This window comes from Bartonella sp. Raccoon60, from assembly GCF_002022585.1.
GTDB lineage: Bacteria > Pseudomonadota > Alphaproteobacteria > Rhizobiales > Rhizobiaceae > Bartonella > Bartonella rochalimae.
This window is the reverse complement of sequence record NZ_CP019786.1, coordinates 224,117-243,768: the sequence shown is the minus strand read 5'-3', so window position 1 is coordinate 243,768 and position 19,652 is coordinate 224,117. Positions and strand designations below refer to the sequence as shown.

17 protein-coding genes are annotated in these 19,652 nt (G+C 36.0%); 9 read left to right on the top strand and 8 right to left on the bottom strand.

Annotated elements, in window-relative coordinates:
* Positions 1 to 5 precede the first annotated feature (5 nt).
* The 6 genes from Bra60_RS00965 (at position 6) to Bra60_RS00940 (ending at position 6,334) form a co-directional block, all read left to right on the top strand.
* Positions 6 to 896 (top strand): metal ABC transporter permease, encoded by an 891-nt coding sequence (locus Bra60_RS00965; RefSeq protein ID WP_035006275.1) that lies wholly within the window; start codon positions 6 to 8, stop codon positions 894 to 896.
* Positions 889 to 1,800 carry a metal ABC transporter solute-binding protein, Zn/Mn family gene (locus Bra60_RS00960; RefSeq protein WP_035006276.1) on the top strand — a complete coding sequence of 304 codons (912 nt, stop codon included), beginning with the start codon at positions 889 to 891 and terminating at the stop codon, positions 1,798 to 1,800. Before Bra60_RS00965 ends, Bra60_RS00960 begins: the two co-directional genes overlap by 8 nt.
* 323 nt (positions 1,801 to 2,123) lie before the next feature.
* Positions 2,124 to 3,449: a sn-glycerol-3-phosphate ABC transporter substrate-binding protein UgpB gene (ugpB, locus tag Bra60_RS00955; protein ID WP_078688327.1), complete on the top strand. Its 1,326-nt coding sequence runs from the start codon at positions 2,124 to 2,126 to the stop codon at positions 3,447 to 3,449.
* 98 nt (positions 3,450 to 3,547) lie between these two features.
* On the top strand, positions 3,548 to 4,432 hold the full coding sequence (ugpA, locus tag Bra60_RS00950) for a sn-glycerol-3-phosphate ABC transporter permease UgpA (RefSeq protein ID WP_035006278.1): 885 nt from the start codon (positions 3,548 to 3,550) through the stop codon (positions 4,430 to 4,432).
* 10 nt (positions 4,433 to 4,442) lie between these two features.
* Positions 4,443 to 5,294 (top strand): sn-glycerol-3-phosphate ABC transporter permease UgpE, encoded by an 852-nt coding sequence (gene ugpE, locus Bra60_RS00945; RefSeq protein WP_078688326.1) that lies wholly within the window; start codon positions 4,443 to 4,445, stop codon positions 5,292 to 5,294.
* 2 nt (positions 5,295 to 5,296) lie between these two features.
* Entirely contained in the window at positions 5,297 to 6,334 is a 1,038-nt protein-coding gene (locus Bra60_RS00940; RefSeq protein WP_035006280.1) for a sn-glycerol-3-phosphate import ATP-binding protein UgpC, read from the top strand.
* A gap of 57 nt (positions 6,335 to 6,391) precedes the next feature.
* Here Bra60_RS00940 and Bra60_RS00935 read toward each other — a convergent pair whose 3' ends face one another.
* The 3 genes from Bra60_RS00935 to Bra60_RS00925 form a co-directional block, all read right to left on the bottom strand.
* The gene (locus Bra60_RS00935; protein WP_078688325.1) at positions 6,392 to 7,114 is read right to left on the bottom strand and encodes a glycerophosphodiester phosphodiesterase; all 723 of its coding nucleotides are present in this window, start codon (positions 7,112 to 7,114) and stop codon (positions 6,392 to 6,394) included.
* 163 nt (positions 7,115 to 7,277) lie between these two features.
* Complete coding sequence (guaA, locus tag Bra60_RS00930) at positions 7,278 to 8,834, bottom strand: glutamine-hydrolyzing GMP synthase (protein WP_078688324.1); 1,557 nt, start codon at positions 8,832 to 8,834, stop codon at positions 7,278 to 7,280.
* 125 nt (positions 8,835 to 8,959) lie between these two features.
* Entirely contained in the window at positions 8,960 to 10,246 is a 1,287-nt protein-coding gene (locus Bra60_RS00925; protein WP_078697994.1) for an RsmB/NOP family class I SAM-dependent RNA methyltransferase, read from the bottom strand.
* 243 nt (positions 10,247 to 10,489) lie between these two features.
* Here Bra60_RS00925 and Bra60_RS00920 point away from each other — a divergent pair, with 243 nt between their 5' ends.
* Positions 10,490 to 11,356 (top strand): universal stress protein, encoded by an 867-nt coding sequence (locus Bra60_RS00920; protein WP_078688322.1) that lies wholly within the window; start codon positions 10,490 to 10,492, stop codon positions 11,354 to 11,356.
* A gap of 249 nt (positions 11,357 to 11,605) precedes the next feature.
* Entirely contained in the window at positions 11,606 to 11,755 is a 150-nt protein-coding gene (locus Bra60_RS07340; protein ID WP_194284820.1) for a hypothetical protein, read from the top strand.
* 165 nt (positions 11,756 to 11,920) lie between these two features.
* Here Bra60_RS07340 and guaB read toward each other — a convergent pair whose 3' ends face one another.
* The 3 genes from guaB to Bra60_RS00905 all read right to left on the bottom strand — a co-directional run bounded on the left by guaB (position 11,921) and on the right by Bra60_RS00905 (position 16,862).
* Complete coding sequence (gene guaB / locus Bra60_RS00915) at positions 11,921 to 13,420, bottom strand: IMP dehydrogenase (RefSeq protein ID WP_035006285.1); 1,500 nt, start codon at positions 13,418 to 13,420, stop codon at positions 11,921 to 11,923.
* A gap of 148 nt (positions 13,421 to 13,568) precedes the next feature.
* Positions 13,569 to 15,140, bottom strand: coding sequence for a phospholipase D family protein (locus Bra60_RS00910; protein ID WP_035006286.1), 1,572 nt, complete (start codon positions 15,138 to 15,140; stop codon positions 13,569 to 13,571).
* A gap of 339 nt (positions 15,141 to 15,479) precedes the next feature.
* Positions 15,480 to 16,862: a sigma-54-dependent transcriptional regulator gene (locus tag Bra60_RS00905; protein ID WP_078697993.1), complete on the bottom strand. Its 1,383-nt coding sequence runs from the start codon at positions 16,860 to 16,862 to the stop codon at positions 15,480 to 15,482.
* Between the two features lie 212 nt (positions 16,863 to 17,074).
* Here Bra60_RS00905 and Bra60_RS00900 point away from each other — a divergent pair, with 212 nt between their 5' ends.
* Entirely contained in the window at positions 17,075 to 17,449 is a 375-nt protein-coding gene (locus Bra60_RS00900; RefSeq protein WP_035006288.1) for a hypothetical protein, read from the top strand.
* A 242-nt stretch (positions 17,450 to 17,691) separates the two neighbouring features.
* Here Bra60_RS00900 and Bra60_RS00895 read toward each other — a convergent pair whose 3' ends face one another.
* Both Bra60_RS00895 and galU read right to left on the bottom strand, forming a co-directional pair.
* Complete coding sequence (locus Bra60_RS00895; protein WP_078688320.1) at positions 17,692 to 18,687, bottom strand: KpsF/GutQ family sugar-phosphate isomerase; 996 nt, start codon at positions 18,685 to 18,687, stop codon at positions 17,692 to 17,694.
* Between the two features lie 39 nt (positions 18,688 to 18,726).
* Positions 18,727 to 19,617: a UTP--glucose-1-phosphate uridylyltransferase GalU gene (gene galU / locus Bra60_RS00890; RefSeq protein WP_078689021.1), complete on the bottom strand. Its 891-nt coding sequence runs from the start codon at positions 19,615 to 19,617 to the stop codon at positions 18,727 to 18,729.
* Positions 19,618 to 19,652 lie beyond the last annotated feature (35 nt).

Sequence of the window (19,652 nt, the reverse complement as noted above, 5' to 3'; positions counted from 1 at the left end):
CACACGTGTACGCATTTTTTTTCGCGCCTTTTATTGATTTCCAATTTATGCAAAATGCTTTAATTGGTTCTGTTTTATTAACGATCAGTGCTTGTCCCATTGGGGTATTTTTAATGTTACGTGGTATGAGCTTAACAGGTGATGCAATATCACACGCTATTCTTCCTGGTGTTGCCATTGCTTTTCTTTTCTGTGGTTTTTCTCCAATATTCATGACTCTTGGTGGAGTTGGAGCTGGTATTATTGTTTCATTAGCAACTACTTTAATTTCAAGAAATAGTTTTCAAAAAGAAGATGCCTCAATGACTGTCTTCTATCTTTTTGCATTGGCAACAGGTGTCATAATTATTTCACTCAAAGGATCAACAATTGATTTATTGCATCTTTTATTCGGTTCAGTGCTTTCTATTAATATACAAGCCATTTTGCTTATTACTGTTATAATGCTCATAACAATAAGTAGTCTGTGTATTTTTTGGCGAGCTCTTGTAGTAGAAAGCTTTGATTCACTATTTTTAAAATCACTTTCTCCACTAGGAAAATATGTTCACATGTTATTACTTGGGCTCATGGTATTAAACCTTGTTGGCGGTTTTCAATCATTAGGAACACTTATGTCCGTCGGCATTATGATGATTCCAGCCATCACTGCCCGTTTTTGGCTTTCGCGTTTGGGCTCTATTTGTATATTATCGATTATTTTAGGAATCATTGCCAGTGTATTTGGCCTCCTGCTCTCTTTTCATAAATCCCTACCCTCTGGTGCGTCTATTATTATAGTTGCAGGCTCTATCTATCTTCTCACCTGTCTTATAAGTCCACGTGGACTCATTGCAACCTGGTTTCCTCGTCTTTTTCTATACATCCTTTCCATCATAAGGAAACAGCATGCATAAATTTGCTAAACTATTTTTTCGTCTGATCTCTCTTCTATTACTTCTCTTCCCACTTTCTGCCATTGCACATCAAAAAATTAATGTTGTCACAAGCTTTTCTATTCTTACAGACTTAGTAAAAAATGTAGGAGGCCATCATATCTCAATCACCACCTTTGTTGGTCCTAATACAAGCATCCATAGTTACGAACCAACACCCCGTGATGCAAAAACTATTAAAAACGCTCATATTATTTTCATCAACGGTCTGTATTTAGAAGATTTCATTAATCGGCTCACGATAGCAACTGGAACAAAAGCACTTCTTGTAGAAGTTAGTGCTAATATTTCCCCATTAGAAATTAAACATGAACAACGTAACAAGACACATTACCACGGTAGTATTGATCCACATGCTTGGCAAACTATCCCCAATGTTGAAACATACGTTAAGAATATTGCTGCTGCTTTCTGTAAAATAGATCAACAATCATGTGAAAATTATAACAAAAACGCTCAGACTTATATTCAAAAACTAAAAGCACTGCATACAACTATTACAACACAAATTTCTACTATCCCGAAAGACAAGCGAACTATTATCACATCTCATAATGCCTTTAGTTATTTTGCTCATGAATATGGATTCACCATCCTTGCTCCTGAAAATGCTTCAAAAGAAGCTACTGCAGCAGATGTTGCCAAACTTATTAAACAAATTAAAAACAATAAAGTATCCGCATTATTTGTTGAAAACATCTCTAATCCTCGTCTTATAGAACAAATTTCAAAAGAAACAGGTTTAAAAATCGGGGGCGTACTTTATTCCGATGCATTATCCGAAAAAGAGGGTCCTGCTGCGACTTATCTTGATATGATGGAATACAATGTTAACACCATCATTAACGCAATAAACAAATGTTAGGGCACATAATATTACTGGAATGTTAAACAATAACCCTAAAGACTATCTCACTTCATCTAAATGTCCTTAATTGTTTGCCTCTCTCATTACCTTTTTCATTTTTTTTAGAATTATTGTCATTTTATAATGCAACCGTTACAGCTACATCCAGACAATCATAAAAGTTGTAAAATTGGTCAATTTACACAAATTCGTTTGACCTTTGCATGGTTCATGTTTAAATGAAATGGCATCTTTGCGAAATAGAACCATCATGATATATTTATGAATTATATTAATAGTTCTGGAAAAACCGTGCTCAATCAATTCAAAAAGGGTGAATCATGAATCGTCTTTATCTTTCCTCGGCAGCATTTATGATTGCTATAACTGCAGCAACAGCCGGTTTTGCACAAACAAAAATTAGCTTCTGGCACTCTATGAGTGGAGATCTAGGAAAACAAACTGAAAATCTTATCAATGATTTTAATAAAAGCCAATCTGATTACAAAATTATTCCTTCATTTCGTGGGGAATATGAAGAAAGCATGATATCACTTATCGCAGCATTTCGAGGGAAAAAACAACCGGTTCTCGCTCAAATTTATGAAATTGGCACAAGTACTATGATGGCTGCAAAAGGTGTGATCTATCCACTTTATCAACTCATGGCTGACACAAAGCAAGAATTTGATACCTTAGACTATTTACCTGCTATCAGTAGCTATTATTCTGATACGCAAGGACGTATGCTCTCTATGCCATTTAATGTTTCAGCTCCAATTCTTTTTTATAATAAGGATATTTTTAAAAAAGCGGGGCTTGATCCAGAACAACCACCCAAAACATGGAAAGATATAGAAGATTTTTCACAAAAAATTCTTGATAGTAAAGCTGCAAGTTGTGGTTTTACAATGACTTATGCTGCACAATGGATTGGCGTAGAAAATTTTTCAGCATTTCATAACATTCCTGTAGGAACAAAAAGAAATGGACTTGATGGACTTGATGCAGAACTAACATTGAACAGTCCTTTGCAAATACGCATGTGGACAGATTTTAAAAGGTGGTCAGATAAAGGTATTTTTCGTTACGGTGGCCCAGCTGGTGCACTCGATTCAACACCAATGTTTATGGCACAAAGTTGTGCAATTTTAATACAATCATCAGGATCACGTGGTGGAATCGTTTCAGAAGCCCAATTTAATGTTGGATTTGGTATGCTTCCCTATTATGATGATGTAAAAGATGCACCACAAAACTCAATTATTGGTGGTGCTTCTATTTGGATTTTGAAAGGTCATACATCTAAAGAATACGCGGGTGCAGCAGCTTTTCTTAAATTCCTCTCACAAACAAATAATCAAGCTAAATGGCATCAAAAAACAGGATACCTTCCTCTCACAAACGCCGCTTACGAATTAAGTCGAGAACAAAATTTTTATGATAAGAATCCAGGTGCAGATATTGCTATTCAACAAATCAATTTAAATCCACCAACAGAAAATTCAAAAGGAATAAGGTTTGGTAGCTTACCGCAAATTCGTTCGATTCTTGATCAAGAATTAGAGGCTGTTCTAAATGGTTCTAAATCACCAAAAGAGGGATTAGATGAAGTAGTTGAACGTGGTAATAAACTTTTGCGTGAATTTGAAAAAGCCAATCATTAACGTTTCATGATCATTGTTCAAAGTTGAAAAATTAGATCTTGAAAAACGATATATTTCAATTCCTTTTTCCCGATGACTCTTATTAAAGAGCCCTGCACATGCAAGAAAAACATGCATATTTCAGAAATAGCCTCCTTCCTTATTGGCTACTTTTTCCTCAACTTGTGGTAACTTTTTTATTTTTTCTTTGGCCCGCTGCTCAAGCAATAAAATCGTCCTTTGAACGTGAAGATCCTTTTGGTTTCTCAACAACCTTTATTGGTCTTGAAAACTACATAACTATCTTTTCTGATACTACTTATATACAATCACTGCTGACAACGATCATATTTTCTATTTCTGTCACACTTGTTTCGATGACAATATCACTTCTTCTAGCTGTTTCTGTTGACCGTGTTATTCGTGCAAAAAAAGCTTATACTATGCTTTTACTTTGGCCATACGCTGTTGCTCCTGTATTAGCAGGTGTATTATGGTTGTTTATTTTCCATCCAACTATCGGTACTTTTCCTTTTCTCCTTAAAAAAATAGGTATTATATGGAACCATCGTATTAACGGTGTGCAAGCTATGATTCTGGTTGTAATTGCTGCTAGCTGGCAACAAATTTCCTATAATTTTCTCTTTTTCCTTGCTGGTCTCCAATCCGTTCCTCACTCGCAAATAGAAGCAGCTGCCATTGATGGTGCCGGTCCTTTTAAACGATTTTGGACGATAATCTTTCCACAAATTTCACCAACAACTTTTTTTCTACTGATCATCAATATCAATTATGTCATGTTTGATACATTCGGCATTATTGATAACATGACTTCTGGAGGACCTGCACGAGCAACCAGCACAATCGTCTATAAAGTGTATGAAGATGGCTTTAAAAATCAAATGATTGGTGCATCAGCTGCACAATCAACCATATTAATGCTGATGGTTATTATTTTAACATTAATCCAATTCCGCTGGATTGAACGTCGGGTCCAATATTAGGAGAGAAGTTATGGTTGAAAACCGCCCTTTTTTGAACTTTTTAACTCATTTCATTCTCATTATTGGTATTCTTATCATCTGTTTTCCAGTCTATATTGCCATTATTGCATCAACACATAATTCAGCAACATTTAATGGAGGGACACTTCCACTCTTACCAGGACAATATGGCTTAGAAAATTATAAAGCAATTTTTGGTGATGGCCTTGTAAAACTTGGTCTTCCACGTCTCTGGCCACTTTTAATGAACTCATTTATTATGGCTATTGGCATTAGTATTGGAAAAATTACTATTTCACTCTTCTCTGCTTATGCAATTGTCTATATGCGTTTTCCCTTTCGTAAAACTGCTTTTGCTCTTATCTTTATTACATTAATGCTTCCTATAGAAGTCCGCATTATTCCAACATATACAATAGTTGCACAATTGGGAATGATAAACACTTATAGTGGAATGATTATTCCATTAATTGCATCAGCAACCGCTACATTTTTATTTCGTCAATTTTTCCTTACTGTCCCTGATGAGCTCTTAGAAGCTGCCCGCGTTGATGGTGCAGGACCATTGAAATTTTTTAAGGATATTCTTCTCCCTCTTAGCAAAAGCAATATTGCTGCTTTATTCATCATTATGTTCATTTACGGATGGATACAATATCTCTGGCCTCTTATTGCTACAACAGATCAAGACCATCAAACTGTTCTTGTTATCTTAAAACAACTCATTGTTGAATCATTTCAACATGATCCTCAATGGAATATCCTTATGGCAGTAGCGGTTGTTGCTATGGCTCCGCCTGTTTTAGTCGTTATCTTCATGCAGCGGCTTTTTGTCAAAGGTCTCATTGAAACGGAGAAATAATTGTGGCTACAATCCAACTATTTAATATAATGAAACAGTATGATAATGATAGTCTGGTTATTAATGACTTGAATTTAACTGTTTCTGATAAAGAACTTCTCGTTCTTGTTGGTCCATCAGGATGTGGAAAATCAACCCTATTACGTATTATTGCAGGACTTGAACAAGTTACCTCTGGTGAGCTCTATATTGACAATGAGCTTATTAATAATCGTGAACCTGCAAATCGTGACATTGCTATGGTTTTTCAAAACTACGCACTTTATCCGCATATGACTGTACGTGGAAACTTAGAATATGGCCTCAAGAATCGAAAAACGCCTAAAGAGGAAATGAACAAACGTATTGCTCATGCTGCAAAACTTTTAGAAATAGAACCATTTCTTGATCGTAAACCGCGACAATTATCAGGAGGACAACGCCAACGTGTTGCAATGGGACGTGTTATTGTTCGCCAACCACGTGTTTTTCTCTTTGATGAACCACTCTCAAATCTTGACGCAAAATTACGCGCTCAAATGTGCATTGAAATTAAAACACTCCAGCGTTCATTAGGAACAACGAGCCTTTATGTCACACACGATCAATTAGAAGCTATGACATTAGCTGATCGAATAGTTGTCATGAATAAAGGACGTATTGAACAAATTGGAACGCCAATGGAAATCTATGATTACCCAGCTACAATCTTTGTTGCTGGCTTTATTGGTTCTCCACCTATTAATTTTCTTGATCGTCAAATCTTAGAGCAATATTTAGGCTTCTCATTTTCTTGTAACAAAGAAACTGATATTTTAGCATTTAGGCCAGAAGCGACTTTGTTGGGTGAATATCCGGAACAAGGGCCTGTTTTTCATGCACATATCGAACTTATAAAACCTGTAGGCACAGGATGCCATGTTTTAACACGTTGGAACAATATTATTTTCACTGTTGAAATCAAAGAACGTCTTACAAATGATTATGGACAAAAACTAAGCTTCACTGTTCCCAATCAGAATTTTCACACTTTTAATAAACAAACAGGAAAACGCACATAACCAACCTAGAAAAATTTTCTTCCAGATTACTTAATCAGTAAGAAAAGCTCTCTTTTTTCATTTTTGCGAACGTAATCGTAAAGCAAGATCAGGTTGGTCGGTTGTAATATAATGCACTGGCATATCAAGCCAATGAGCCAAACGAGACACTCCATTGACTGTCCATACACCTACATTGAAGCCAGAATCAAGAGCCGATTCAATAAAGTCTCGTGATACAATAGAGCTATCCAAACTTAGATCAGAATACCCTAATTTTTTCCATTCAGAAAAACAACAAGACATATCACCTTTAAAACTATCAATACATGGCCCAGATGTTATTCCTGCTTCAATAAAAGGACGAAGACTCCTAGCATCAAAACTAATTGCTGAAACTCGTTTTTCTAAGTTTCGACTTTTGATCAATTCAAGCGCTCTTTGAGATAAAAGAGTTTCACGCTCAATTTCACCACATGTTTTGATTTCAAGATGAAGCGCTACATTGGTTGGCACCAAAAGATCAAGTAGCTCTTCTAGTAAAGGAGGTGCTTCAGTACTCCCTTTCACGCGGAGTCGCTGACGTGTGTCATTATCGATCTCATGAATATATCCTTTTTTCCCAATCAATTGTTCAAGGAAGAAATCATGAAATATAACAATTTCACCGCTTTTAAGAAGGTGAATATCGCATTCAATTTCGTCCACTCCCAATGCAATCGCATGACGAAATGCTGAAAGTGTATTTTCAGAATAAAGACCAGCTCCACCACGATGAGCTATAATTTTTTTTTTAAGCATATTTTCAAACTTCTCTTAATTTCAAATAATATTCGTTAAATAGGATTAATGACGATTAAAAATCATTAATACAAAGCCTTTAACAATTTTCTTTTTTTATTTTTTCTAATTTTCTGAAATGCTCTATCCTAAAAAACTATATCTTTACTATTCTTAATTTCAATCATTCCCACTCAATAGTCCCAGGAGGTTTGGAAGTTATATCGTAAACAACACGGTTAATACCCTCGACTTCATTAATAATACGTGTTGCCACTTTACTCAAAAATTCCATATCATACGGATAAAAGTCAGCGGTCATACCGTCTACAGATGTTACAGCACGAAGAGCGCAGACAAACTCATAAGTACGTGCATCACCCATTACACCAACGGTTTGAACAGGAAGAAGAACAGCAAAAGCTTGCCAAATTTTATCATAAAGGCCAGCTTTTCTGATTTCATCAAGATAAATAGCATCTGCCTCACGCAAAATTTCTAATTTTTCGCGTGTAATTGCACCCGGACATCGAATTGCCAAACCAGGTCCTGGAAAAGGATGACGCCCAATAAACTGCTCAGGTAAACCTAATTCTCGCCCTAAAGAACGAACATCATCCTTAAAAAGTTCACGCAATGGCTCTACAAGTTGCATTTTCATCCGTTCTGGTAGCCCACCTACATTATGATGACTTTTAATCGTTACGGCTTCACCAATCGCTGAAACACTTTCAATGACATCTGGATAAAGGGTTCCTTGTGCTAAGAACTTGGCGCCTCCTATTTTTTTTGTTTCTTCTTCAAAAACTTCAATAAAAAGGCGACCAATTATTTTCCGCTTTTTTTCTGGATCTGTTTCACCTTCAAGCGCATTAATAAACATATCAGCAGCATTCACATGAATCAGCTTTATGTTATAATGTCCTCGAAAAAGCGTAAGAACTTCTTCTGCCTCATTTTTACGCATCAACCCATGATCGACAAAAACACACGTTAGCTGATCGCCTACAGCCTCGTGAAGTAATATAGCTGCAACAGATGAATCAACACCACCTGAAAGACCGCAAATTACATGACTTTTTCCAACCTTTTCGCGTATTGCAGTAACTGCCTGTTCACGATAAGCAGCCATTGACCAATTACTTTTAAGACCAGAAATTTTATGAACAAAATTTTTTAAGAGTTTTGCTCCATCTGTTGTATGAACAACTTCAGGATGGAATTGCACTGCATAAAAACGACGTTTCTCGTCAGCAATAGCAGCATAAGGAGCTCCTTGTGATGCTCCAATGACATGAAAGCCTTCTGGCAAAGCAACCACACGATCACCATGACTCATCCAAACTTGATGGCACGATCCTTTCTCCCAAACACCATCAAAAAGAGCACTTTCTTCTTTTATATCTAACAAAGCGCGTCCAAATTCACGTTCATGCCCTCTTTCAACTTTTCCACCAAGCTGAACACACATAACTTGTTCACCATAACAAATACCAAGAATCGGAATACCAGCATTAAAAATCTCCATTGGAACACGTGGCGAACCATCATCGACAGTCGAATAAGGACTGCCTGATAAAATAACAGCTTGAGGCTCGATTCGCTTAAATCCCTCTAAAGCAGATTGAAAAGGAACAATTTCAGAATAAACACCTATTTCTCGCACCCGTCGTGCAATAAGTTGCGTAACTTGTGAACCAAAATCAATGATAAGAATAGTATCTGAACGCAATGTGCTCATAAAAAACCAATCAATAATTACCTAAAATAAAAAAATGTATTATTCAATCTCTCTCTTTTCACAAGTCTATTGACGTAAGAAAAAGGTTATTGCCAATACAAGCGCGAAAAAAATCAAGATACGCATTAGAATTCCTTTTGTAAAATAGATAAAAAGAAACCATCTGTTTTAGTTGCTGCTGGTGATAAAGTCAGTCCATAATCTGAAAATGCCGGTTGCACAATTGAGGAACTAAAATGTCTATACCAAAGTTTCTGCATATTAATTGGAAGAAAATTAGAATGCTTTTGAAGAAACCGAGAAATTTGTTCTTCATTTTCATCATTAAAGAGAGAACAGGTAATATAAACTAAACGCCCTCCTGGCTTTATATAAATTAAGGCTTCATTCAAAATAGCGAACTGTTCTTCCTGACGTTGTTGCACTTTTTGTAAGGTCAAACGCCATTTCGCATCTGGACGACGGCGCCATGTTCCTGTCCCACTACATGGAGTATCCAATAAAACGATATCCATTTGACCTATTAATGATTTTAATTCTTCTTTATATACTCGTGGTTGTACATTATGAATACCAGCCCGTTGAAGTCGATTAAAGATAGGAGCCAAGCGAATCTTCTCTGAATCATAAGCATAAATTTGGCCTCGATTCTCCATATTGGCAGCTAATGCTAATGTTTTCCCCCCAGCTCCTGCACAATAATCTAATAACTGCATACCTGCTTTTGCTTCTACAAGATAAGAAACAAGTTGAGATCCCAAATCCTGTATTTCAAAATATCCTTTTTGAAAAGCGGCCTCAGCTTGAACATTAGGATGGCGCTCAAATTTTTCAATCGGTTCAATCCTTAATGCTTGCTGAAACCATGAAAAAGGCTTAACCTTTGTTTTTTCTAAGGCTTTAAGAACCTTCTTAGGCGTTGCCTTTAAACTGTTCACACGTAAATCTAAAGGAGGACGTGTTGCTAAAGCAGCTGCTTCCTTAATCCAATTATCTGAAAATAAAGGATATAGATGAGCTTTACACCATTGGGGAATATCAGCGCGAATATAGTCTGGTGCATTTACCAGCTGACGTTGTTGCCATGCTTTCCTCTGCTGAGGTGCCAATAACTGCGGTGCAAATCGATCTCCCTCTAAAACTTTATCAACTTGCTCAATCGTTAACATACCAGAATCGAACAAAGTACCAAAAACTACATCTCGAATATTATTGCTATCCATACGCCATTGCAATGAATAACGCCGCCTTAAAGCATCATACACAATCGTCCCAATTGCTGCACGATCATTTACCCCAGCAAAACGATGAGAAAGTCCCCAATCTTTTAAAGCTTCACCCGCAGGGCGATAACACGTTTCTATTTCTTGTAGAATATCTATTGCGGCCTGCAATCGCCCACCCAATCGCATTTACTTCTCCTATTCAATCTCTATACAATCTAAATGATTTAACTCAAAAACAAAAACTATCGTACTTATTTTTTAGCATTAACTTTAAAACAATAAAAATGGATATCGAAAACCGAATAGTGCTAGTACTATAACCTAGAATGTCTTATTCTAATGTGAAAGAGAGGCAATCATCTTATAATTTATAAACCTTAATGAAACTAATGAAGTATTCTATAACATGACAACATTGAGAAACTAGCAATGACAAAACCAATACTCGCTCTTATTGATTCTTCAATATATGCAAATCCTGTATGTGATTTAGCTTTATGGGCTGCTAAATCTATGCAAACAACAATTCGATTGTTATATGTATTAGATAAATCAGAAGAAGAAATTCATTTACCAGATACACAACAAATGGATATTAATAGCAATATCCTGAATCCATCTCTCCTAGCACAACAAGATCCCACTCTTGCTAAAGCGCTCCTTGCTCAAAAAATCGGACAAACCGCTTTAGAAGAAGCCAAAAATTATCTCAATTCTCAAAGTCAAATCGAAGTTGAAATACGCCTGCGTCATGGAACTCTTTTAGATGCATTAAATATTTATACGAAACAATCATCAATGATTGTAATTGGAAAACGCGGTGAACAAACAGGACTTGATAAAAAGCGGTTAGGACTCAACTTCGAAAATATCGTACGCTCTTCTGAACTTCCAATTCTAGTTGCCTCCCGTCATTTCCAGAATATTCAACGAATTCTAATAGCCTTTGATGGTGGCCCATTAATTATGAAAGCTATTGATTTTATTTGCACACAAGAATTTTTTAAAAATGTAACCTTTATATTAGGGATGGCAGAACAGCAAACACAAACCATACAAAATAGCTTTAATGAAACCTTAACGCGGTTACAATCTGCAGGATTTAATGTTGAACCACTTAGAACAGAAATTAATTTCGAAGAAATGGTTCTTCATAATATAAAACCACTTAATCTGAATATGCTCCTTATGGGTGCTTTCCATCATTCTAAAATGCACAATTTTTTATTTGGCTCTAAAAGTCAAACTATCATCCACAACGCACCTATTCCGGTCATGATTATGAGAGAATTATAAATTATTATCAAATCAGTAAAAACAAACATTGATTGCCTAAATAGGCAACTATAAATATTCAAAAGATGATATTCTGCAGAATTTTATTTTTCTGTGAAAAATGAAAATACATTTGAAAACATTCTATAGATTTATCTCTCCTCCTCAAAAAGCATAAACGAACTTTTTAGAAAATTATTGGAACTACTCTCTAGCATGACCGTTTGTCTTACAATTGGTATATGCCAAATAATTAAAAAGGAGAAAATAATGAAGACTTCTAGTCATGGAAAAACAACTGCATCCAAAAGCAGCCAAAATAAAATGCCCTCAAACGGTAGCAAGAAATCCGTCCAAGGTGATATGGCTAACAATAGCCAATATGCATCAAAAACAGGACGGAAGAACGTAAAAAGTTAACTTTATTTATATAACTTCTACATAACTACAACTTCCAGAAAGAATTGGAAATTAATACTCCAATTCTTTCCTTTTATTAAGTCTGAAATAATTAAAGAGGAAAACTCCTTACAAAGTAATCAACACCTTAATTATTTCATTCTAAGTACTGATAACCTTTACATATCAAATAGGTCCGCGATAATTCGGACTTTCACGCGTAATAGCAACATCATGTGTATGGCTTTCATAAAGACCAGCATTGGTAATACGTACGAAAGTTGCTTTTTCACGAAACTCAGCTAAATTTTGTGCTCCAACATACCCCATAGAAGCACGCAATCCACCTGCCAGTTGATGTAAAACTGATGCGATGGGGCCTTTATACGCCACTTGCCCTTCAACACCTTCAGGCACTAATTTGAGTGTATCTCGAACTTCAGCCTGAAAATAACGATCTGCTGATCCCCTTGCCATAGCACCAACTGACCCCATACCACGATAAGCCTTAAAGGATCGGCCCTGATAGAGATAAACTTCTCCTGGACTTTCTTCTGTACCAGCTAGAAGAGAACCAATCATAGCGGCACAAGCACCACCTGCTAAAGCTTTAGCAAAATCACCGGAAGCTTTGATACCCCCATCAGCAATAATAGGAATGCCTGCTTTATCAGCAATTTCTGCAGCTCCCATAATAGCTGCAAGTTGAGGAACACCAACGCCTGCAACAATTCGCGTTGTGCAAATAGAACCAGGCCCAATACCAACCTTTACCGCATCGGCACCACTATCAATCAAAGCTTGTGTTGCTTGAGGAGTTGCTACATTACCAGCAATAACAACCGTAGAAAAGGTCATTTTTTTAATACGTTTAACCATATCCAATACACGTTGAGAATGACCATGAGCCGTATCAATTACTAATAGATCAACGCCCGCATCAATTAAGTGTTCAGCACGTTCGATTCCTTCATTCCCCACACTACTCGCAGCAGCAACACGCAAACGACCCTGAGAATCTTTTGCAGCATTCGGATTTAATCGTGCCTTTTCAATATCTTTAACTGTCACCAAACCAACACAGCGATCTTGTTCATCTACAACAAGTAACTTTTCAATACGATGATGATGTAAAAGATATTTTGCTTCATCTAGTTGAACATTTTCACGCACTGTAATTAAATTTTCATGCGTCATTAATTCATAGATTTTTTGTTTTGGATCTGATGCAAAACGCACATCCCTATTCGTCAAAATGCCAACAAGTCGACCAGAAATTTTGCCTTTAGCACCACTTTCAACAACTGGAATACCTGAAATACTATGAGCACGCATCAAATCCTTAGCTTCTTCAAGTGTTGCATCAGGACCAATGGTCACTGGATTAACAACCATACCGGATTCAAATTTCTTCACTTGACGTACTTCTTCAGCTTGCTCCGCAGGAGACATATTCCGATGAATAACACCAAGACCACCCGCTTGAGCCATAGCAATTGCTAAACGAGACTCTGTAACCGTATCCATTGCAGCAGAAAGGAGTGGTAAATTCAACTCAATATCTGCTGCAATACGGGTTTTAAGATCCACTTGGCTAGGCATAACGAGAGAATGACCTGGCTGCAAAAGCACATCATCAAAGGTTAGTGCCAATGCACCTGTGCTTGTTTCAATAATTTTTGCCATAGCCAAATTCCTCTAATACTAAAACACTGTGACAGTTATAGGGGCAACTTTAGTTCTCTTAAGTCACGAATTGGCGGTCAATTATGCCATGTGACCAATAAAATGAAAAGAGAAAATAAATATTTTTCTAAAATAGAACGTGTACAATCTATAACTGCGACTCAATGGGTAACCAACTCATTATTTTTGCAAATGCACGACGCTTCAAATTACTTTCTGGTTCATAATCAACGCTGTATTTTTTCTCATTTTCAACAAAATCCCAGTAAATACGATCATTATCACCAAGACGTAAACAATAACTCATTTCACCGGTCGTTTCTTCAGAAAAAAGCAAATCTAATCTCGTTGCTATTGGTGGGCATTCAAAAAGAATCCCCATTTCTGTATTCAATGAAACGGAACGAGGATCAAAATTTAAAGATCCAATAAAAGCAGTTTTACAGTCAATTAAAAAAGCTTTTGTATGCAAACTCGCCTTATTAGATCTAAACAACCGCAATCGGTGAGTTCCTCCATCTGGTTTTAGTTCATAGAGTTGAACACCACTTTTCAATAACACTTTACGATAAGGCGCATAACCTCCATGTACAATGGCCACATCAGTAGCTGCCAAAGAATTAGTAAGAATTTTGACATTAATACCTTTTGATACCAAATTGCGGAAACTCCGTGTTCCTTCTTTACCCGGAACAAAATAAGGCGATGTAATCTGAATTGTTTTTTTTGCGCTATCAATAACCTGTGAAAGAGCTTCCATCAACCAATTTGCCGTATGCTTCCGTAATGCCTTTTCTGGAGGATCTGAAAGAACATCTACTTTATCTGCTACAAATAATCGTTTACCTATTTGAATAAAATATTCAAAATTGATATGCTTATTGACATAAGTTAAATAAACTTTGGCAACTTTTGAGTTACGGAATTTACGTAATTTAGCTTTCCAAATATCGAGATCTCCTTCTCTGTCAGGAACAACCAAAGTATGTATCGGTAAAACCACAGCGCTATTCCAAAAATTATCAAAGATCGTTTCTATTTTTTTAACCGATGGTCCAATTAACATGAGATCTAAATCTCGAAAACTTGACTGTTTATTTACACCCAAATAAGCATCTGAAAGATTTCTCCCTCCTACTAAAGCTACACGCCCATCAACAATAAAGGCTTTATTGTGCATTCTGCGCGTTACCATAATCGCCCGTAATATAATCTCTAAACCACGGCGTAAACCACCTTTACGTACGCGCCCTGGATTAAACACTCTCACCTCAATATGAGGATGTTTATCAAGTGCAACATAAGCCGGATCACGCCCCTGAGCATTAATATCATCTAAAAGAAGACGCACTCGTACACCACGATCAGCTGCCTTAACTACTTCGCTAAGCAGCAAACGGCCTGTTAAATCATCATTCCAAATGTAATACATCAGATCAAGACTGCGTCCAGCTTTTGCTGCACCTATCGCACGAACACAAAATGCATCTAAATTGCTTACAATAAGTGAAAGAGCATCCTTATCAATTCCCACTCCATTTGTCTCTTTTGCTAATCTGCTTACTATACGATCAATTTCAGTCTCACTTTTCTCAACATTTAGTGCATAAGAAGACTCTCCTCTAGCACTTCTAATGAAACAACCATAAGTATAAATTGCTAACATAGAAGCAATAACGAAAAGTGCAGTGAAGCCAACAATGATGTTTAATAACGTCAAAGAGAGAAACTTTCTTTCTAAAAAATATCATACACTCAATAAATACGTAAAGAAACATTAGAATCAATGGTTCTATCTTTTAATCTGTAGAAAAAAGAATATGATCATTTTCTATAAGATATAACAAAAAACATCATTATTTTTAAAACTTTGATGTTCATATTCAAAAATTCTAAGCAACTTTACTATTGTTGTCCGAAAATATTTGAAACAAACAAATTATTACAATAAATGATATTTCATTTTTATGGCTAAAAAGACTTCTTTTTGATGATAAAACAATCACACTCTGTTGAACTATTATAATTCGTAGATACAGATGTTTTGTTAAAAATTTTATTACTGCTTTTGATTATTTATTGTCTTCAATTCCTCTATTTTACGATAAAGAGTAGAACGCCCAATCTGAAGACGTCGAGCAATTTCACTCATACGTCCTTTATAATGTGCAACTGCCTTTTTAATAATATCACACTCCATCTCAGAAAAAGTGCGTACATGCCCATCAACATTAAAAAGTCGTATAAATTTTCTTTCATAGCGTTCTTGAATATCATTATCAGTTATCTTTGAAATATTCATGTGTGGATTTTTTATTAGTTGCGGAAAATCTCTCACAGTTAATAATGGTCCTTCGCTCATCAAAACCGCACGAAATAGCAAATTTTCTAGTTCTCTATAATTACCAGGCCAATCATACTGCATAAACATAGAAATAACCGTCCCTCCTAAACCATGCACATGCGATTGCCCGGTTTCAGCAATAATATAGTCAATCAAACACTGAGAAATTTCTGGAAGTTCACCTCTCAACTCTCGCAAAGCAGGTATATTAATATATAATTGGGAAATTTTTTCAAAAAAACTATGTGTAAAAAAACCTACCTGGACTAAATCTGCAAGACGCGATGTTGAAAGAGCAATAATGCGAAAAGGCAGATTTTTATCTTTTGCTGTTTCTGCTCTCTCTTGAAGATAATGCGCAAAACGTTTTTGCTGTATTGGCTCTAATCGATCAATATCACATAAGCAAAGCGTCCCATGCTTAAGAGAAGAAACTAGCGGTACAAACTCTTTAAACCAAAAACGATTCTCTTCCTCTGGATCAAAAACTGGTAAACATTGGAAGCGAACAAAATTCCCCTTTGAAAAAAAACTTTCATCATGAATGATACGAGCTAATTTCTCACGACCAGTCCCTACTTCACCTTCTATCAAAAGATTCTGAAAAGAAGTTGCTGCACTTTTTGATTGTTCTAAAATGGCCTGCATTACAGTGCTTTTTTTATAGATATCAAAAAATCGTAAATGATTTTCTTTTTGCCTACGAACATACTGAATTTCATTTTCTAATGCGGAAATGAACGCAAGATTATTCAAAGTAACTCTCAACCGTAATGGGGTAACTGGATAGAACCAATAATCAATAGCTCCAGCTTTTAAAGCTTTTTGAATTAATTCTTGATTATCTTGCTTTGCTATAACAATGACTCGAATAGAGATTCGAGCCATTCTAATCATTTTAATTAGATCACTTACGCCTAAATCACTAATAGTAACATCAAGCAACACAAGCGTAATATTTTTACGCCTATATAAAAGATCAATTATGCGTAAGCTATTTTCTGCTTCAATAACGCGGTAGCCAAATCCTCGAAGCATAGTAGAAAGCTCTGCACGCTTTCCGTGATCTTCCCCCGCAACGAGAATAGGACCAACCATAGCTTTAATAATCTCCTTTGAGACTACTAAATATATTTATAATAAGATTCATTACAAACCACAAAATATATTTTACCTTTTGTAACCGGCATGCTAATTTTACCAAATTATTCATTAAACACAATGTTTAAGAGTCTTTTCAATTTTTTGCCTTTACTTTAAACTTGTCATAAAAAGTAATAAAGAAAACGAAAACATATAGAGTAAAAAACATGAAACATATTTGCTGTATTTTATACCTGACAATAATTGCTTTAATATTAGTTGCTTGCAATCCTTCGCAAAATCGCAATAAATTCTTATTTATCAACAATATGCCAACTAGAATCGATGGAGAATGGATCGACACAAACGGTATTATTTCTTCTTTTCGTAGTGGTATTTTTGAAACACGAGCAGCAGATACAAAAGAAAAGCTTTCAGAAGGTACCTACAATTATATCAACACTCACCACGTAGAAATTGAGATATATTCGCTTGTTCGTGGAACTGTTTCTAGAGCAAGTTGCACAATATCTAATGATACAATGCAACTCCTCTGTACATCAAACACTGGTTCACAATTCTTCCTCAAACGCAAAACCTAAATAAAATTTAAAACTTTTTATAAAAATATAAAAAGCACTCTCACAGGAGAAAGTTCTTTCTTCCTGTGGGGAAATTATTATTAAAAGATATTACTATATCTATGATCTTACATTACCATAAACTTAACAAATAACCATTCACCAATAGATATATCTCAAGCATTCTTCCTCTTAAAAAGATTACTGCTATTATCTCATCATTTTTTGCTGATAAATATATTGGCCTCTCAATATTAATTAACTTATGCCACACCAATACGCAAAAGATCGTGAAAATGAACAATTCCAATAGGCCTTTTATTTTCAATCACGAAAAATGCTCCAATATGATGATCATTAATAAATGCTGTTGCTGCACCAACGAGTGTATCTGGGCCAACAGTCTTTGGATTTTTAGTCATTACCTCATCAACATTGAATTGTGACAAATCATTGTGAATATTGCGTGCAAGATCACCATCTGTTATAATTCCAATTAATTCACCTCTTGGATTTACAACACCAACACAACCAAAGTGTTTTTCAACCAAAATCTCCATAGCTGCTGTCATGGGCACTCCCTGTGTAACTAGAGGGACACGATCCCCTTGATGCATAATATCACGCACGTATTTAAGGTTTGCCCCAAGAGATCCCCCAGGATGATAAATTTTGAAATCAGTCGCAGTAAAACCTCGCATTTCCAAAAGAGCAATAGCTAATGCGTCTCCTATCACTAATTGCATAGTTGTTGAAGTTGTCGGAGCAAGACCATGAGGACAAGCTTCCTCTACTTTTGGCAATAATAACACAATATCAGCTTGCCGTCCTAATATAGAGTGCTCACCAGATGTTATTGCAATTAGTGGTATACGAAAACGTGCAGCATGGCTTATAATACCACTTAACTCTGTAGTTTCCCCAGACCACGATAAAGCAAGAATAACATCATCAGAACAAATCATACCAAGATCACCATGATTAGCTTCCGCAGCATGGATAAAAAAAGCAGGTGTTCCAGTTGAAGCTAAAGTCGCAGCAATTTTTGTTCCTATATGACCGCTCTTACCAAGTCCAGTAATTACCACGTGACCATTTGCATTGCTAATGGCTTGGACAGCTGCTTTAAAAGAATCTGCAAGCTTCTCCTGAAAAGCCTTTTCAAGAACTTCAAGCCCTCGTTTTTCAATAGAGATAGTCTTAAGCGCTAAGATAACTGCATTTTGTAGATTTAACGTATTAGAAGACTGTATCGTCATAACTGAATTCGATAAATGAAATCACTCTTAAAGTCTATATCATTTTTCAACGTTAATTTTTTCAAGTAAGTTTTTCAGCGATGTAAAAAGTTGCTGATGCATATCAGTACGTGAAAGAGCAAATGCAACATTAGCCTCAATAAAGCCAATTTTAGATCCACAATCAAAAGTGCGCCCATCTAATTGAAAACCAAAAAAAGCTTGTTCATTTGAAAGTCTCACCATAGCATCTGTTAATTGAATCTCATTTCCTGTTCCTCGTTTTTGATCAGATAAAATATCAAAAATCTCTGGCTGCAAAATATAACGTCCATTAATATACAGATTAGATGGAGCCTTTTCTATAGCTGGTTTTTCTACCATTTGTGTGATTTCAAAACCATTTGCGACCTGCTTTCCTTTTCCTACGATACCGTATTTATATACTTCTTCATGATTGCACTCTTGAACAGCAATAATATTACCTCCTCCTGTTTTTTCATAAAGATGTATCATCTCAGAAAGACAACCTTTTTTAGTTTGCATGAGCATATCCGGTAATAATAAAGCAAAAGGCTCTTTTCCAACAAGCTCACGCGCACACCAAACAGCATGTCCTAATCCTAAAGGCTGCTGTTGCCGAGTGAAAGAAGTCATTCCTGGCTGCAATTGCAAATTTTTTAAATGCTCTAGCTCCTCTATTCTTTTACATTCAGCAAGAGTTGTATATAATTCAACCTGAGCATCAAAATAATCTTCAATAACTGCCTTATTGCGCCCAGTAATAAAAATGAAATGCTCAATACCTGCTTCACGTGCCTCATCTACCACGTATTGAATAACAGGCTTATCAACAACAGTTAGCATTTCTTTAGGAACTGCTTTTGTTGCTGGAAGAAAACGAGTACCCAGACCCGCTACAGGAAATACTGCCTTACGGATTTTACACACATTCATCTTCCTACTTACCAATACAATATTTGTTA

Excerpts from the sequence above, each read along its gene's own strand:
- Bra60_RS00960 (WP_035006276.1), top strand. The coding sequence starts at position 889 with ATGCATAAATTTGCTAAACTATTTTTTCGTCTGATCTCTCTTCTATTA.
- ugpB (WP_078688327.1), top strand. The coding sequence starts at position 2,124 with ATGAATCGTCTTTATCTTTCCTCGGCAGCATTTATGATTGCTATAACT.
- ugpA (WP_035006278.1), top strand. The coding sequence starts at position 3,548 with ATGCAAGAAAAACATGCATATTTCAGAAATAGCCTCCTTCCTTATTGG.
- ugpE (WP_078688326.1), top strand. The coding sequence starts at position 4,443 with ATGGTTGAAAACCGCCCTTTTTTGAACTTTTTAACTCATTTCATTCTC.
- Bra60_RS00935 (WP_078688325.1), bottom strand. The coding sequence starts at position 7,114 with ATGCTTAAAAAAAAAATTATAGCTCATCGTGGTGGAGCTGGTCTTTAT.
- guaA (WP_078688324.1), bottom strand. The coding sequence starts at position 8,834 with ATGAGCACATTGCGTTCAGATACTATTCTTATCATTGATTTTGGTTCA.
- Bra60_RS00925 (WP_078697994.1), bottom strand. The coding sequence starts at position 10,246 with ATGCGATTGGGTGGGCGATTGCAGGCCGCAATAGATATTCTACAAGAA.
- Bra60_RS00920 (WP_078688322.1), top strand. The coding sequence starts at position 10,490 with ATGACAAAACCAATACTCGCTCTTATTGATTCTTCAATATATGCAAAT.
- Bra60_RS07340 (WP_194284820.1), top strand. The coding sequence starts at position 11,606 with ATGAAGACTTCTAGTCATGGAAAAACAACTGCATCCAAAAGCAGCCAA.
- guaB (WP_035006285.1), bottom strand. The coding sequence starts at position 13,420 with ATGGCAAAAATTATTGAAACAAGCACAGGTGCATTGGCACTAACCTTT.
- Bra60_RS00905 (WP_078697993.1), bottom strand. The coding sequence starts at position 16,862 with ATGGTTGGTCCTATTCTCGTTGCGGGGGAAGATCACGGAAAGCGTGCA.
- Bra60_RS00900 (WP_035006288.1), top strand. The coding sequence starts at position 17,075 with ATGAAACATATTTGCTGTATTTTATACCTGACAATAATTGCTTTAATA.
- Bra60_RS00895 (WP_078688320.1), bottom strand. The coding sequence starts at position 18,687 with ATGACGATACAGTCTTCTAATACGTTAAATCTACAAAATGCAGTTATC.